At 37.9% G+C, this 16,793-nt stretch carries 16 protein-coding genes, 1 pseudogene and 1 riboswitch; all 17 genes and pseudogenes read right to left on the minus strand.

Features of this window, described 5'->3' with window-relative positions:
• Positions 1-37: 37 nt before the first annotated feature.
• Complete coding sequence (gene thiC / locus OTK01_RS11650; protein ID WP_029227717.1) at positions 38-1,300, minus strand: phosphomethylpyrimidine synthase ThiC; 1,263 nt, start codon at positions 1,298-1,300, stop codon at positions 38-40.
• 6 nt (positions 1,301-1,306) lie between these two features.
• A complete protein-coding gene (gene thiE, locus OTK01_RS11655; RefSeq protein WP_208595874.1) occupies positions 1,307-1,972 on the minus strand; it encodes a thiamine phosphate synthase in 666 nt (221 codons plus the stop codon).
• The gene (gene thiF, locus OTK01_RS11660) at positions 1,959-2,570 is read right to left on the minus strand and encodes a sulfur carrier protein ThiS adenylyltransferase ThiF (protein WP_029227719.1); all 612 of its coding nucleotides are present in this window, start codon (positions 2,568-2,570) and stop codon (positions 1,959-1,961) included. Before thiF ends, thiE begins: the two co-directional genes overlap by 14 nt.
• A complete protein-coding gene (gene thiH / locus OTK01_RS11665; protein WP_029227720.1) occupies positions 2,567-3,679 on the minus strand; it encodes a 2-iminoacetate synthase ThiH in 1,113 nt (370 codons plus the stop codon). Before thiH ends, thiF begins: the two co-directional genes overlap by 4 nt.
• A 40-nt stretch (positions 3,680-3,719) precedes the next feature.
• Positions 3,720-4,484, minus strand: coding sequence for a thiazole synthase (locus OTK01_RS11670; RefSeq protein ID WP_029227721.1), 765 nt, complete (start codon positions 4,482-4,484; stop codon positions 3,720-3,722).
• Between the two features lie 53 nt (positions 4,485-4,537).
• Positions 4,538-4,729 carry a sulfur carrier protein ThiS gene (thiS, locus tag OTK01_RS11675; protein ID WP_029227722.1) on the minus strand — a complete coding sequence of 64 codons (192 nt, stop codon included), beginning with the start codon at positions 4,727-4,729 and terminating at the stop codon, positions 4,538-4,540.
• 125 nt (positions 4,730-4,854) lie between these two features.
• A riboswitch (TPP riboswitch) is annotated at positions 4,855-4,981 on the minus strand.
• A 55-nt stretch (positions 4,982-5,036) separates the two neighbouring features.
• Positions 5,037-5,132: pseudogene (locus tag OTK01_RS13380) on the minus strand (Rpn family recombination-promoting nuclease/putative transposase); the annotation flags it as partial.
• Positions 5,133-5,854: 722 nt separating this feature from the next.
• Entirely contained in the window at positions 5,855-6,073 is a 219-nt protein-coding gene (locus OTK01_RS11685; protein ID WP_029227723.1) for a hypothetical protein, read from the minus strand.
• A gap of 240 nt (positions 6,074-6,313) precedes the next feature.
• Positions 6,314-7,249, minus strand: coding sequence for an HPr(Ser) kinase/phosphatase (gene hprK, locus OTK01_RS11690; RefSeq protein WP_029227724.1), 936 nt, complete (start codon positions 7,247-7,249; stop codon positions 6,314-6,316).
• A gap of 37 nt (positions 7,250-7,286) precedes the next feature.
• Positions 7,287-9,068, minus strand: a complete 1,782-nt coding sequence (gene uvrC, locus OTK01_RS11695; RefSeq protein WP_029227725.1) for an excinuclease ABC subunit UvrC — start codon at positions 9,066-9,068, stop codon at positions 7,287-7,289.
• Between the two features lie 38 nt (positions 9,069-9,106).
• Positions 9,107-10,345, minus strand: coding sequence for a CdaR family protein (locus tag OTK01_RS11700; protein ID WP_029227726.1), 1,239 nt, complete (start codon positions 10,343-10,345; stop codon positions 9,107-9,109).
• Between the two features lie 3 nt (positions 10,346-10,348).
• Complete coding sequence (cdaA, locus tag OTK01_RS11705) at positions 10,349-11,206, minus strand: diadenylate cyclase CdaA (protein WP_029227727.1); 858 nt, start codon at positions 11,204-11,206, stop codon at positions 10,349-10,351.
• 21 nt (positions 11,207-11,227) lie between these two features.
• Positions 11,228-12,076, minus strand: a complete 849-nt coding sequence (gene amrS / locus OTK01_RS11710) for an AmmeMemoRadiSam system radical SAM enzyme (RefSeq protein ID WP_029227728.1) — start codon at positions 12,074-12,076, stop codon at positions 11,228-11,230.
• Between the two features lie 14 nt (positions 12,077-12,090).
• On the minus strand, positions 12,091-13,491 hold the full coding sequence (amrA, locus tag OTK01_RS11715; protein WP_029227729.1) for an AmmeMemoRadiSam system protein A: 1,401 nt from the start codon (positions 13,489-13,491) through the stop codon (positions 12,091-12,093).
• A gap of 169 nt (positions 13,492-13,660) precedes the next feature.
• Positions 13,661-14,599, minus strand: a complete 939-nt coding sequence (locus tag OTK01_RS11720; protein ID WP_029227730.1) for a sugar phosphate isomerase/epimerase family protein — start codon at positions 14,597-14,599, stop codon at positions 13,661-13,663.
• 43 nt (positions 14,600-14,642) lie between these two features.
• Complete coding sequence (locus tag OTK01_RS11725; protein ID WP_029227731.1) at positions 14,643-15,686, minus strand: Gfo/Idh/MocA family protein; 1,044 nt, start codon at positions 15,684-15,686, stop codon at positions 14,643-14,645.
• A 96-nt stretch (positions 15,687-15,782) separates the two neighbouring features.
• On the minus strand, positions 15,783-16,766 hold the full coding sequence (locus tag OTK01_RS11730; RefSeq protein ID WP_029227732.1) for a LacI family DNA-binding transcriptional regulator: 984 nt from the start codon (positions 16,764-16,766) through the stop codon (positions 15,783-15,785).
• Between the last annotated feature and the right edge of the window lie 27 nt (positions 16,767-16,793).

Below are 16,793 nucleotides of genomic sequence, written 5' to 3' on the forward strand. Positions count from 1 at the left end.
CTTTCATCTCCTTCTCTAAAAAAACATGTCACAGTTTTTACAAAATAGCCTCATCCCTTGAATTTTTTACAGCGCAGAGCCTTCCACACATTGAACATGTGTCAGATGTGAAACTGCTTCTGTACTCTCTTGCCTTCTCAGGGTCAACCGAAAGGCTTATCATCTTTTCCCAGTCAAGGTCTCTTCTTGCAACTGACATCTCAATATCCTTTTCAAGCGGCTTTTTGAACCCTTTCGCTATATTTGCACTGTGCGCTGCAATTTTAAACGCAACAATCCCTTCTTTGACATCCTCTAAAGATGGAAGTCTCAAATGTTCAGCAGGTGTAACATAGCACAGAAAATCTGCTCCATTCAAAGCTGCAATGAGCGCACCCATCGCACCTGATATATGGTCGTACCCTGCTGCAATGTCTGTTGTAAGAGGTCCCAAAACATAAAACGGTGCACCGTGGCAAAGCCTCTTTTGAATTACCATGTTTGCTGCAATCTCATTTGCTCTCATGTGCCCTGGCCCTTCTATCATCACCTGCACATCCTCTTTCCAGGCCATTTTTGTAAGCTCGCCAAGGTTTATAAGTTCTTCTATCTGCAGCGCGTCTGTTGCATCAGCCACCGCACCTGGTCTTAGGCTATCGCCAAGGCTGATTGTAACATCATGTTTTTTGCAAATCTTTAAAATCTCATCAAAATACTCATACAGAGGATTTTCTTTGCCGTTTGCCATCATCCATTTATAAAGAAGTGCTCCGCCTCTTGAGACAATCTTGAGCAGGCGCTCATTTTTTTCAAATCTCTCCAAAGCCTTTCTTGTAATTCCTGCATGGATTGTGAAAAAGTCAACTCCTTCTTCTGCCTGCCTTTCAATTTCTTCTATAAACTCTTTGCCATCAACCTTTGTAATGTCGTCGTGCCTTGATGCAACCTGGTAAACTGGAACTGTTCCTACTATAAAGTCATAGTTTTGAAGAATGAATTTTCTGAAGTTTGAAGCATCAAGCCCGCTGGATAAATCCATCACAGACTCAACATCAAATTTTTTGGCAAGTTCAAGCTTCTGGATTTCATATTCAAAGTTTGGACATGCCTCTGACACACCAAGGTTAACATTTATCTTGACATATGTTCCATCGCCAATGGCAAAATATCTGTCTCTTTTTCTATTCTTATTTGCAAGAATTACAATTTTGCCCTCTGCAACCTTTTGCAAAAACTCTTCTTTATCTATCTCCTCGTTCTTAATAGCAAGCTCCATCTCTTTTGTAAATATCCCCTGTTTTGCTAAGCTCATTTGAGTCATTTTTTGTCAGCTCCTTTCAAAACTTTTTAAAATCTTAAAAAGGCTTTCTATTTTTTGTCGAATATTATCTGCACCCACTATCTCTGTAACAGCACAGATACATCTTGCACCATTTGCCAAGACCTCTTTTAAATTGTGCTCTTTAATCCCACCTATTGCAACAAAAGGTAAAGGGGAGTTTTCAGCTGCCCATTTTACCATTTCAAGCCCAATCGGTGGATGTGGATTGTCTTTCGTAAAACTTGTAAAGACCGGTCCCAAACCAACATAGTCAGCACCATCTTCCTTGGCTTTCAAAACCTGTTCTTTGGTGTGTGTAGTAACACCGATTATAAATTCGTCGCCCAAAAGTTTTCTCACCTCAACTGCTGGTAAGTCGCTTTGCCCCAAATGAACACCGTCTGCACCTACCATCTGGCAAAGGTCTGCATGGTCGTTAACAATTAAGAGTGCCCCATAATCTTCTGTGAGCTTTCTTATTTCAAGACATTCTTTGTACTTTTCTTTTAAAGATTTGTATTTTTCCCTGTATTGAATGATTTTTATGCCGCCATCAAGCATGGCTTTTACAACTTCAATATTAGACCTTCCGTTTGAAAACTTTTCGGCTGTCATTCCATAGATGGTATACGTTGAAAATAGCTTTAATTTTTCCTCTTTAGTCAAACTCAAGCTCGCTCACCATCCTCAAAACTTCATCAGCCTGCATTGCAGCAACTGCAACCACTTTTGGAGCAAGAGGTTTTTTCTCTTTTATTGATGTTACAAAGTCACCTATAATCGAAAAGTTCTTGCCACGCTTGATTTTGATGTTTTCACAGTCGCCAAACCCTGCAATTCCTGATGCTAAGACAACCTTTTTTCCATGCTCGTGTGCTTTTCTGAAAATCAAAACCTTGGTAAGTTCATTGTCAACAGCTTCAACAATGATGTCATGTTCCAAAATCAAGTTATCTATGTTCGACTCATCAACCTTCATGTTCACAGCCTTTACACTTACATAAGGATTTATCTTTGAAAGAATGTCTTTAAGCGCAGAGGTTTTATCCTCCCCTGTTTGATAAAAGAAATAGTTTTGCCTATTGAGGTTTGAAATGTCCACTTTGTCAAAATCCACTATTGTGAGATTTTTGACACCGCATCTTACCAGCAACACTGCAATATTAGATCCAAGACCACCGCAGCCAATGATAAGAATCTTGACCTTTGAGAGTTTTTCAAGCATTTTTTCATCAAAATAGTTTCTTAGCATAAGGTCAAATAAGCTCATAAACTTCCAACACCCCTTACCCAGTTAGTAAACTCGGGTCTCAATCCTTTTTTTATTATACTATCTACAACCTCAGCAACGCTTCTTCTATCCTCAACCTCAAACTGGGCATCTTTTTCTTCTTCCTGCGCTACGTACCCGCCAACAGTTGTTTTAGAGCCTGCTGACATCTTTGTTATACACACATCAATGAGCGCATCGCGAAGTCGCGCATCTTCCCGTGTGGATATAACAATTCCAACTCTTGGAAGATAGAGCCTTGCAACAATCAAAAACTTTATAAATTCCTTGTCAGAAACAGAAAACTTTGGAACAAAATCTGTCCCTGCGGATCTTACGCGCGGGAATGAAACTGAGATTTCTGCTTTAGGAAATCTGTCAAGAAGATACTCTGCATGAAGTAAAGTACAAAGCACATCTTTTTTGGGATGAGATAGCCCCAAAAGCGGTCCCACGCACGCTTCATGAAACCCGGCAGATAGTGCTCTTTCAACAGCTTTGAACCTGAACTCAAAATCCTTTTTTGGTCCAAAAGGATGCAGCTTCTTATAATCCTCTTTTTGGTATGTCTCTTGATATATGGTTATCCCCACAACACCAGCGCTTGCAAGACTTCTATATTCTTCTTCTAAAAGAGGGTAGACCTCAATCGAAACCTCCGACATATAATTTGCAGCTATTTTGCAAGCTTGTTCAATATAATCAACCGGAGAGTGTATTCTATCCTCTCCTGTGAGGATTATAACAGAGTCGATGCCCTCTTCTTTCATGGCTCTGAGCTCATTTTCAATTTCATTAAACTCTAATTTTTCTCTTTTATAATTTTTTCTGCAAGAAAATCCGCAGTAAACACATCCGTTTTGACAGTAGTTTGAGATATACAGCGGCGCATACAAGAGAATGACCTTGCCAAAGTTTTCTCTTGTGAGCTTTTTAGCTTTGCTTGCCATGAGAAGGATTGAGTTTTTGTCTTCCACATTCAAGAGTTTTGCCGCATCTTCAATATTTACAACTTCTTTTTCTAAAATTTCACATACCTCATCATAAGTGGGAACATAATCTTTAAACTCTTCCCAAACTTTTTCAGCTTTTCTTATAAACTCTGTCATTTTTACTTAGCACCTTCTTTTTTTGTTTGAAATATATATTTTAGCCTGTTATAAAATCTTCCAAAGGTGATGATGCCTGAGCATACTCATATTCTTTCAAAAGTCCAACCTCAAAAGCAAGTCTTCCTGCCTCAACAGCTTTAGAAAATGCTAAAGCCATTTTCACTGGGTCTGAAGATGTTGTAATTGCTGTGTTGATAAGCACAGCATCAGCTCCCATCTCCATAGCCTTTGCTGCATGAGATGGTCTTCCTATCCCTGCATCAATTATCACAGGGATTTTTATCTCGTTTATAATCGGTTTTAAAAGCACTTCACAACCTATACCTTTGTTTGTTCCAATTGGTGAGCCAAGCGGCATGACAGCTTCAACACCAATTTGCTCAAGCTCCTTTGCAAGGTTGAGGTCTGGGTATATATACGGGAAAACCTTGAACCCTTCTTTTACCAGAATCTCGCAGGCTTTCAAAGTCTCAATGCTGTCCGGGAAAAGATACTTTGTATCCTTTTCAATTTCAACCTTTACCCAGTTGGAATTTGTAAGCTCTCTTCCTATCATTGCAATCTTTACAGCCTCTTTGTGGTCCTGCGCACCTGAAGTGTTTACCATGATTATTGCATCTTTAGGGATATATTCCAACACGTTTTTGGTATGCTTGGTATTTGGACCAATTCGTCTGACAGCTACTGCAAAAACTTCTACTCCTGCCTCATAGTACATCTTTTCAATAAGTGAGTAGTCAGGAAGCTTTCCTGTTCCAACAAAAAGTCTTGATTTGAGGGTCTTGCCTCCTATCTCGAACATATCAATCGTCTCCTTTCTGCGTATAGTTTTTAAACTTGCAAAACTTGAAGCTTTTAACCACCGCCAACAAAGCTGACAATTTCAACATAATCTCCGTCTTTGAGCAAGAAATTTTCCCACATCTCTTTTTTCACAATTTCGCCATTGACTAAAACTGCACAGACTTGAGGATTTAAATTAAGACTTAGCAAAAGCTGAAGTATGCTTCCACAAAACTCCATCTCTTTGTCATTTACCCTTATCAAAGCTTTCACCTCCATTAAAACAAAAAGCTGCCTTTGCCGGCAGCTCTTTAAACTTTTTGTGTAAATTTTGGTCCATCTTTTATAAAACAAAAAGCCTTTAATGCCGGACTATTTTGCATTAAAGGCTTTTAAATCTTTGCTTTCCCTTCGCCGGCATTACCCGGATCAGGTTCAAAGGGTCAAGGCACAGGGATTTTTTTAGTGCCTACTCTCAGCCGAGCTTTACCCCGCTCAGCTCCCCCTTAAAACCAGATATTTAGTTTTTCATTTTTAGTATAGCACTTTGAAGCAGGTTGTGCAAGAGAAGTTGGATACCTTGTTGAACACCTGCCAAAAATTCTTTCGTTTTTGTCTCATCTAAAAGCCTTGCCACATTTGATACAAACTCACCCATTGTTCTCACCATATTATTGAAATTTTAATTTATTCTTCACTTTCATTAAAAAGTCTTATAATAAAATAGATCATACTTCCGAATATTATGAAAGCAAAGAAAAATACTAATAAAAGAAACATAACTTTGTTTAACTTTATCACTTTAAACGTATATAGCAAGATAATACTCAAGAAAATTTGACCCATCCAAGAAAGCAATATAAAAGAGCAGGTCATAATTTTTCTCATATTATAATTTAATTCGTATGAGTCTCCTTTTAAAGGCACACTAAGTTTCATCTTCCCTCTTATTGTTAGTTCAAAGAAAAGATAAAAAATAACCAAGATAACTAATTGGACAATGACAAGAGGTAAAGAAATTTTTATAAGCTCACTTTTATTAATAATTGCACTTAACTCAGAATTCAAGTTAAAATTAATTGAAAGTTTGTGGGGTAAAGTTTTATACTTTAAAAAACATATAAATACAATTACAATAATTAAAACAAGTTGTAAAAGAAAATATAACCTTGATGGATATTTTTCATTATTATACACTGTGAACCATACTCCCTAAATTACAAAATATCTTAACTTTCATAAGATAATTATATAATTTCCCAATATATAATGTCAAACTCCAATTTCTTAATAAATCATAACTTTCTGTTAAATCGAAAGATATTAATTCAGTTTCAAAAAATAAAAAGAGCAAAGCTTGCAGCCTTGCCCTTAAAAGTTTATTAAAATTCATCTTAAATTACTTATGTGCAGCAGTCCTAAAAGCCATTTGATAAAGCTCTTCTTTTCAGTCTTTTTTGTAGTAGTAGGAATTAATTGAGTTTTTGCTACATTCTTTTCTGTAACTTTAGCTCTTATTTCATCTGTTTTCAAAACAAATTTAACCTCTCCATCCATATCTTTTGAGATACCTGTAAATGCTTTGTACTCCTGCGATAAGTCTTTCATGGCTTCTAAAGTATCTTTTATATCTTCAATCTTATCAATAACCTCATTTGCCTTCGAATTCAGTTTTGCAATTCCTTCTTTCTGGAACTTCTCATAGCTGCTGCTAAAAGTTTTCAGCCCTTCTTGAATCTGTTTCGAACCAGTATATAGCTTTTCAGAAGCATCAGCTACAGTTTTTACTTCTGGCTTGATTGATACAATGTAGAAAGAGCATCTTTGACATCATCTAAGGAAACAACCTTATTCAGCTCCATTTCCCCTACTCATCTGTTTTTGAAGTCTTTCGGTGAGGGCTTTTGCTGCGTTGTAGCCCATCTTCTTTTGTCTGTTGTTCATTGCTGCAACCTCAACAATTATAGCAAGATTTCTACCGGGTCGTACAGGAATCACAACTGTTGGAACTTTTATCCCCAAAATCTCTATGTACTGGTCATGAAGACCAAGCCGTTCATATTCCTTGCCCTGTTTCCATGTTTCAAGCTGGATAACAAGGTCAATTCTTTCGGACTCTTTGACGCACCCAACACCAAACAGGTTTTTGACATCCAATATTCCAATCCCTCGAATTTCGATAAGATGCCTTATAATCTCGGGGGCTTCACCGACAAGTGTCTTTTCAGAAACCTTTCGAATCTCAACTGCATCGTCGGCAACAAGAATGTGCCCTCTTTTCACAAGCTCCAAAGCAGTTTCGCTCTTCCCAACCCCACTTTCGCCAAGCATCAAAACACCTTCACCATACACATTTACCAGCGTGCCATGGCGGGTTATCCTTGGTGCAAGTTCGTGTGTCAAAAAAGTGCTCAAATTTGTCATGAACCTTGTAGTAACCTCTTGAGTGCGAAGAAGAGGAACACCATACTTTTTGGAAAATTCTAAAAACTCCTCAAAAGGTTCCTGGTTTGAGGTAATTATCACACACGGGATATTTCGCTGAAAAAGTCTTTCAATTGCATTTCTTCGCTGCGAGGGTGTCATAGTCTTCAAATACGCCATCTCAGAGATTCCGATTATCTGAACCCTCTGCTCATCAAAATACTCAAAAAACCCCATAAGCTGCAAAGCGGGTCTATTTAAGTTCATATCCTTTATCTTTCTCTCTTCAATTCCACTGATTTCTGTCAAACACTCTAAATTTAGCTCTTTTATTATTTTGCCAACTGTCGTATAGAACAATTTGTACCCACACCTTTCTTTCTGCGTCAATTTATTTTTATACTCCAATCTTTTCTTTTATTTTCAAAGCTATATCATATGGAATATCAGCCACTTTTACAATCTCTTCAATGCTTGCCTTTCGCAAATTGTCAATTGACCCAAAAGTTCTAAAGAGCTTAAGTTTCCTCTTCTCTCCTATTCCCTCTATTTCATCTAAAATTGACTCATACAGATGCTTCTTTCTAACTTCTCTGTGAAACTTCACCGCAAACCTGTGCGTCTCTTCTTGAATAGCATATATAAGTTTATACACAAGCGGATACTCTTGAATACCTACTTCTTTACCATTGTAAATCAAGTCCCTTGTTTTGTGCCTATCATCCTTTACCATGCCAGCAACAGGAATAGAAAATCCCAAAGTGTTCAAAACCTCTAAAGCAGCATTGACCTGATTTTGCCCACCATCAATCAATATCAAATCAGGGATTCTCCCATGTTTTTCTAAGTTTGTCAACCTCCTTGTCAAAACCTCTTTGACGCTTCTTATATCATCTTGCCCTTCAAATCCTTTTATTTTGAACTTTCTGTAAAATTCTTTGTTGAATTTTCCATCCTCAAACACAACAAGGGTCCCTACATTATCAGCACCTGCAATGTTGGAAATGTCGTAGCTTTCTATCTTCTCAATTTCATTTTCAAGCCCAAGGATATTTTTAAGAGTTAAAAGCGCCTCAGCATAAACATCATCTACTCTTTGCCTGTTCGCAAGGGAAATCTCTGCATTCTTTTTTGCCATGTCAAGAAGCTGCTTTTTTTCACCCTGTTTTGGGGTAATCACCTTCACTTTAAATCCATAAAGTTTTTCAATCATCTTTTCAATATTGTCAGCATTTTCTATTCTGTGAGGAATTATGATTTCCTTTGGCAGCGATACAACATCAGAGTAGTACTGTTCTAAAAACCTCTCAAATGTGTCCTCCTCAGCTTTCAAAACAAACTCTTCCTTGTTTATAAGCTTGCCATTTCTGATAATCAGCACAACAATTGCAATGTGTGCGTCATCTTTTGCAAAGTTTATAACATCTTCGCTTCTGTCATCTGCATAAACGACTTTCTGTTTTGTAATTATTTGCTCAAGGCTTGAAAGCTTATTTTTTATCTCCTGCGCCTTTTCAAACATTAGATTTCCGGCATATTCAAACATCTTTGCTTTGAGCTCTTCAACAATCTCATCGCCTTTGCCGCTCAAAACCTTTACAGCTCTGTCAACAAGCTTTTGGTATTCTTCCTCAGATACATCTCCTTTGCACACACCAAGACACTTTTCTATATGAAAATTAAGGCAGGGCCTGCCCTTGCCAAGCTGGTCAGGAAACTTTTTCTTGCAAGTCCTGAGCATAAAAAGGCTTTTGAGTAGCTCCACCGTCTGCTTTACAGAATACCCACTGACATACGGACCAAAATAACGGCTGCCGTCCTTTTCAACCTTTCTTGTTGTCACAAGCCGTGGAAACATCTCGTTTGTTATCTTTATATATTGGTAGTTTTTGTCATCCCTGAGCAGAACATTGTATTTGGGCCTGTATTCTTTTATAAGGTTGCACTCTAAAATCAAAGCTTCTACCTCGTTGTCTGTCACAATATAGTCAAGGTCTTTTATTTTTTTTACCATGAGCTTTGTCTTTGGCGGCATGTCTGATGAGTTTTGAAAATACTGTCTGACCCTATTTCGCAGGTTTACAGCCTTGCCAACATATATAACATTTCCATTTTCATCTTTCATTATATAAACGCCCGGCGATGTTGGAAGATTAGAAAGCTTTTCCTCAAGCAGCATCGGTCATCTCCTCTTTTTTCTTCGCACCCAGTATTCTTTTATTGAGATTGAGGTTGAGACTGACTATTTTCTAAAATTTCCACTCTTATGTAAGTGGGGAAGACATCAAAATCTTCTATGTTTGAAGGCTTTTCAACCAACACCTGAAGGTCGTAACTTCCTTTGGTCAGATTTGAAACGTCCACATACGCCTTCAAAGAATTAAAATCTACAGAATTTTGCGCACTTTGGTAGTATTTGAGCTTCACTGTAGCTTTGTCAGGGCTGAGTTTTGCAACAAGCCCTGGTGATAGTCCTCTCACTTCAACAGGGATATTGATAGATTTCTCGACAACTGAATCTGTGTATATAGTGATTGTAACCTGTTTTACATTATCTAAAGACTTTATATTCTTTGGTAGACTGAAGTCAAACTGAAAAGTTGATTTATTTTCAAGCATCTTTGTATCAATAGTCCCCACAACAATCTCATTTATTGAGTTTATGTCTTCTTCTTTTCCTGCTATATTGATTGTAGAAGGTTTTAAAATTATCTTTGATATCACTTTGCTTGGTGGAAGACTACCTTTGAACTTGACACTCAAAGGTACCTGTTTTGTCTTGAGTATCTCCACATACACATCTATGCTCTTTTGGGACAGGTCAAAAAGCGATGTTATGTCTTTTCCCCTTGAATCTATTACCTTCACAGGTACAGACGCTTTGAACGACCTGTCGTTAAGACTTAAGTTCAGCTGAGCTACGCATTTCGAAATCTCTTTTATATCACTCTCAGCACCTTTTATGCTTATCACGTTAGGCTCTTCCTGATAATTATTTATAATGTAACCTTTCTTAGGATTTCCATTTATCTCAACCGAAACATCTTTCTGGATTGTCACAAGATTGTCAATAGACACTGTAACGTTTTTAGGATACACACTCTCTATGTTAATCCTGTGGTAAGGGTTCTGGATAGCTATTGGAAGTTTTACATCACCTGTCTGTCTTATATCAGAAAAGTCTACCGTTGCCTGGATATTCTTTTCATCTACTTTGCTAAGTTCATCCTGTGTACCGCTTATAACTATTCTCACTTCTTTGGCATCAGCTTCTGTCATCACAAGACCTTTTGACAAAGTTGCAATGTTGTATCTAATGGGAATAATTATCTCTCTTTTCTTTATAGGATTTATAATGCTATTTACATAGAACCACAGAACAATTGCAATCAAAATTGAAACAACTTTGAGCCAGAAATTGTCGTCTTTTGGTTTTTTTATTGCAATCTTTTTCAAACTCTAACGCCTCCACTTGAAAATACTTAGCCCATTTTTCTCTTTTTCTTGTTTCAAAGGCCTGAGAAGTATTTTTCTTAAAGCCTCAGGTCCTAAGTTTCTTGTAAGCCCACCATTGTACGCAACAGAAATAATACCTGTCTCTTCTGATACAACAATTGCTGTTGCATCAGAATTTTCGGAAATCCCAAGTGCTGCTCTGTGCCGTGTTCCAAGCTCTTTACTTATGTACCTGTTCTCAGATAGAGGCAAAAAACATGCAGCTGCTTTTATCTTCCCATCTCTTATAATCACTGCGCCATCATGAAGTGGGGTGTTTGGAATAAATATATTTATCAAAAGCTGGGATGAAATCTCTGAATCAATTATAATCCCTGTGTTGATAATATCCCCTATTTTGGTCTGACCTTCGACAACAATCAATGCACCAATTTTATTCTTGGAAAGATACATCACAGCTTTTATAATCTCTTCAACGCTGTTTTGCCACTTTATTACCATTTCCTCATCAGGGTCAAGCCACAAAAACTTGCCCCAGATTTTGCTTCTACCAATCTCCTCTAAAGCACGTCTTAGTTCTGGTTGGAAAACTATCAAAAGAGCCAGCACACCATACGATAGTGTATTTGTCAAAAGCCAGTTTATGACATTAAGACTCAGCCACTTGCTCACCTGTGTAATAACAATCAGCACCGCTATTCCTTTTATGAGCTGATACGCTCTTGTGTCTTTTATCCACACAATTATTTTGTATATCACAAACGACACAATTGCAATGTCAATAATATCAAACGGCGAAATTCTTATAAGCGTTACATTTCTCAAAAACTCCTGAAGATAAAAAGAAAAATCTTTCAGCAAACCTTTCTCCCCCACTATTTTTTAAATATTGCCAAGATACACATTCACAAGATACTTCTTAGCAACCTCTCTCAGTCTCATTAACGTTTCTTTTGGAGTTGGTGGAAGGGTCATCTTGTATCTTGGAAAATATCTTGTAAGGTGTAGCGGAATTCTATCATCAATTGAGGCAATCCACTTTGCAAGACTTTCTATTTCTTCATCCCTATCATTTAACGTTGGTATAATGAGTGTTGTTATTTCAATATGAATCTTTTTAGCGCAAATCTCAACAAACCTTTTTACCGTCTCTAAATCCCCGCTGCAAACCTTTTTATAAAACTCATCATTAAAAGCTTTCACATCAATGTTTGCTGCGTCAATCACTTCAAGAAGGTCATTGAGCGGTTCTTCATTCAAATACCCGTTTGTGACAAGCACAGTCTTTAGCCCTTCCTGTCTAAAAGCTTTTGCCACATCCATTACATATTCAAACCAGATGGTAGGTTCATTGTAAGTAAAAGCAATACCGATGCACTTGGGGTCTTTCTTGGCAAGAGCAATTAGCTTTTCAGTCTCAACCTCGAATACATTTGGAGTTAGCTGGGAAATCTCAAAGTTCTGGCAGTGAAGGCATCTAAACGAACACCCAAATGTCCCTATAGAGAGTATGCTTGACCCTGGATAAAAATGATAAAGAGGTTTTTTCTCTATAGGGTCAAATGCAATTGAAGAAATACAGCCATAGTTTAGCGAAAAAAGCCTGCCATCAACATTTTTTCTTACCCTGCAAAAACCAGTGCTGCCCTGTGGTAGAATGCATCCATGCGGACAGAGCTTGCATTTGACTTTTTTACCTTCAAGCTTTTCATAATATCTTGCCTCAACCATTCTACCCTCTTCCCTTACTTGTGTCTTTCAACTGTAAACCTTTCTATCTCAAAATCTTCACTTTCATAGTCAATTCCTGCTTTTCTGCAGGCGATTCTTAGCTGCTCTTCAACTGTGTCAACCCCTTCAAGGTCAGGAAGCAAAAGCCCTTGCCTTGTCCCTTTTCTCACAATAACCCCATATTTTTTAGGGTCAAGCTCATCAATTGAGCTTACCTTCTCAGGTGGACTTAGAATATCAACATCATACACTAAACTTTCAAGCTCATCTTCTCTGACCTCTTCAAACCTCGGGTCGTGAAACCCTGCTGCAACAGCATTTCTGATTATCTCTTTTGCGATATTCTCCTGTGTGGGGAAAATTGTGCCTATACAGCCTCTTAAATTCCCATCTTTTTTGATTGACACAAAAACTCCTGCTCTTTCTTTTAGCATCCTTTCTGTGACATAATCTGGTATGTGGTCTAAGTACCTGCGGTGTCTTACATAGTATTCTAAGCTTTCTCTTGCAAGTCTTATATATTCATCTTCATTTTCTCTTATCTTTTTAAGTCTCTCTTCTCTTTTTTTCACTATCTCATCAAGCAAAGAAGAATTTGCTTCCCCTTTCTGGTAAAAGGCAGCAACACAGTATCCAACACCAAATGGTCCTTCATAAGAATAAACCTTGGATTCTACTTCATACCCCTCAAATGCTCCAAGCAAAACCTTTATGGACCTAAAACCGCATTCTGCCGCCTTTTCTGAAAGCTCAGGGTCTATGCTATAGAGTGCTCGTACATTGCTACTTTGCAAAAGTTCAACCAAAAGTCTGTCAAACTCAGGTCCTTCTTTTGCAAACCCATAAGGTCCATCGTAAGAGAGTTTGTGCGAAAGGTCACCTGAAGCTACAATCAAGCCTCTTTTCCCTTGTTTTTCGATTGCTCTTTTGAGTATCATTCCATATTTATAAAGCTTTATATCATCAAGCATACAGTAAGATGTGTGAATAAGCTCAAATTCTTTATACTTTTTGGTGATAAAATAAAGCGGGACTAATGCTCCATGGTCAAGTTCTCGCGAAACTCCATATCTTTTTTGAATTTTGTCTGACACAAACCCAACTGTCAAACCTTCCTGGCTACACATCTTTGCTATGTCTTGAACTATCTCAAGGTTATTTTTAAACCTAAATTCAATTCCATATACACCCCATCTTGCAAGGCTTCCACTAATTTCTGGCTTGTCGTTCAAGAAAAAAGCATCCGAAAACACAGGTGCATGGGGTGATATTATGACTATGACCTCAGGTTTGTATTCAGCTATCTCATCTGCTACTTTTTCCAAAGCATCTAAGGTTGCCTGGCACTTTTTCTCCTCGCCTCTCCCAATCTCGGGAATCAAGACTGGTGGATGTGGCAGTAAATACCCTACCATTTTTGCCTGCCCCTTACTTTGATTTTTTTCAAGTTTTCATATATAATATTTTACCCTTTTTTTGTGCCTGCTTCTACTACTCAAATATTAAAAAGTTGTTACAAAACAAAAACGGTCGGCAAAATTTTACTCCCGACCGCATAAATAACTTAAATGAACTATTTTTTTGCTAAATTTCATTCAAGATACCTTTTAAATATTCAAACCCAAGCCTTAGTCCCTCTTTTACTTTTTCTTCAGTCCCCTCATACTCTGGGTCCTCGTGTTCTATGCTCACAACAAAGTTATACCCGTTTTGTTTTAGCTCTTTCAAAAATGCTTTCCAGTCAATCTCGCCACGACCTGGCATTCTGTACACCCAATATCCCATATCCCATTCATTTTTTCTTTGAATTTGGCTACCAAAAATAGAATATTTATTGAGCTTGTCTTTCAAAATCTGAGTATCCTTTGCATGGACATGGAATATTTTGTCTTTGAACTCTTTTATGACCGAAACAGGGTCAATCCCAAGCCAAATAAGGTGTGACGGGTCAAGGTTCAAACCAAAGTTGTCGTAAGGCAGCCTTGAAAACATCTCTTCCCAAAGTTCTGGTGAATATGAGATTGTACCCATCCATCCACCGTTTGGGTTCCAGCCCGGCATAGGGCAGTTTTCAATTATAATAGAAACTCCTTTTTCCTTTGCATACTCCAAAATCTCTTTAAAGACAATCTCAAACTCATCAAAGTTTTCCTTGATTGTCTTGTTATAGTTTCTCCCAACAAAGGTCCCAACATACTTGACGCCAAGAAGGTTTGCTGCATCAATCACCTTTTTTAAATGGTCATGGTAAGATTTTCTTATCACAAGGTCAGGGTGCAGGTTGTTGTCATAGTACGCAAGAGAAGAAATTTGCATATTGTTCTGCTCAAAAAGTTTTTTGATTCTTTCAGCTTGCTCTTCTGTAAGATTTGCAACATCCAAGTTTGTACCAGAGTAGTCTCTGGTATTTTTTACAGGCCAGCACGCAACCTCCAGCATCTCAAAACCAATGCTTTTTGCCCACACAACAAGATTTTCAAGGCTTTCTCTTGGAAGACAGGCTGTTAAAAATCCAAGTTTCATTACCGTCAGCTCCCCTTTCCATCTTTAGAATTTGGACCAATGCTTAATAATCAATCCTCACAATTCTGCCAGTCTTTGCTGACTCAAAACATGCAAATACAACCTTCATGGTCTTTAAACCTTCTTCCCCAGAAATTTTGGGTGGTGTGTTTGTCAAGATACAATCAATAAATTCGTCTACCACACCTGATTTTGTTTGTCTTTCGTTTGTCTGCATTGTATCAAGCTCAAAATATGCTTTTTGACCGTTTGCATATCTTATTATCATCGAAAATTTTGGGTCTGCGTAAAGTGTAATTGAACCCTTCTCACAGTAGATTACAGTGGAGTTATCTTCACTTCCCGGGTATGTCCATGAAGCTGTGAGCGTTCCAATCGCGCCGCTCTGTGTCTTTAAAATGCAGACTGCATTGTCGTCAACGTCAATTGGCTTACCATTTGGATACTTCTTGGAAAGAGTTGTAACAAACGCAGCTGCCTCAACAAACTCCTCACCAAGCAAAAATCTCATAAGGTCAATCTTATGAACTCCAAGGTCGCCCATAGCACCAAAACTTGCTGTTTCTTTGTGGAAAAACCATGTATCGGGCTTGTCTGAGCTCCAGCTCTCAGGTCCGCCATGACCAAAGGTAGTTTTAAAACTCAGCACTTTCCCAAGCTCACCGCTTTGTATTATCTCTTTTGCCTTTTTGTGGGCGCTATTAAACCTTTGGTTGTGAGCAATCATCAAAAACTTGCCCATCTCTTTTGCAGTCTCTACCATCATTCTGCATTCATCTTCTGTTGTTGCCATTGGCTTTTCGCAGAGAACATGAGCACCCTCTTTTAAAGCTTTTATGGTAGCATCAGCATGAAGATAATTTGGCGTTGCAACTATTACCGCATCAGGTTTTATTTCTTTGAGCATCTTTTCGTAATCATCATAGACATTTTCAACTTCAAACTTTTCTGCAATAGCTTTTGCATGTTCTAAATTCCTGTCACATACAGCAACAAGCTCAACATTGGGATTTTGCTTTGCCTCCGGAGCATGTCTGTGCTTTGTAATAGAACCACATCCGATTATTGCAAACCTTAGCTTTTTCAATTTAGCCTTCCCCCTTTATTGGTGTAATTGATTACATAAAATATTATATCTCATTGTGTAATCAATTACAATGGTTTTAAAATAAAAAAATAAACATCAAGCAGACTCTCGTGTTTTGAGCTCATGAGGAAGTATAATCTTTTGTTTTTTAAAAGTATCAGGACTTTCAAGCGTATCAATCAAAATCTGTGCAGCCTTTTCGCCTATTGAGTACATGGGCTGTGCAACAGTTGTGATTGAAGGCTCATACAACCTTGACATCATGATATTGTCAAAACCTGTCACAGAAAACTCATCAGGGATTTTAAGCCCCAGAGCTTTGGCAGCCTTTATCGCTCCAACTGCCATCAAATCTGAAGAGCAGGCAATTGCATCGTATTTTTTAAGACAACAAAGATTTTTTAGCTTCTCATAAAGCTCTGCCCAACCATAGCTGCATCTTATGACGTTCTCTTCTCTAAACTCCAATCCATTTTCTTCAAGAGCTTTTCTGTATCCTTCTTTCCTTTCAAACTCAGAAGGGATGTCTTCGTTTCCAATTGCGCATAGAATATTCTTCTTGCCTTTTTTTATAAGGTAGTCTACAACGTCATAAAACGCTCTTTTGTGGTCTATTGCTACATATGAAGTGTCCAAAAAAGGATAAAACTCACATGCTTGAACAATCCTTCTTGTGTCAAGCCCCTTGCAAAAATCAATCTCAATCTTTGCAGATGCAATTATCGCCCCATCAACCTGTTTTCTTTCTATAAGCTTTAAATACTCAGCTGCAATTTCAGGACTGTTTTGTGTTGTGCAGAGAAGTATACCATAACCATTCTTTCGCGCAGTATCCTCAATACCTTTAACAACACGTGCAAAGTAGTTATTAGCAATTGTAGGAAGTATAACTAATATCAGATTTGACTTGTCCTTGCGAAAATTTCTTGCAAGAAGGTTTGGTTTAAATCCCAGCTCTTCTATCGCCTTTAAAACCTTCTGACGCGTCTGTTCAGAGACCTTCTCTGAGTTATTGAGAACCCTTGAAACTGTTGCAACAGAGACACCAGCTCTTTTCGCAACATCTTTTACTGTTGGCATTTTACACCCCCAGATACTTTTACTTCT

This window comes from Caldicellulosiruptor acetigenus (assembly GCF_026914305.1).
Classification (GTDB): Bacteria; Bacillota; Thermoanaerobacteria; order Caldicellulosiruptorales; family Caldicellulosiruptoraceae; genus Caldicellulosiruptor; species Caldicellulosiruptor acetigenus.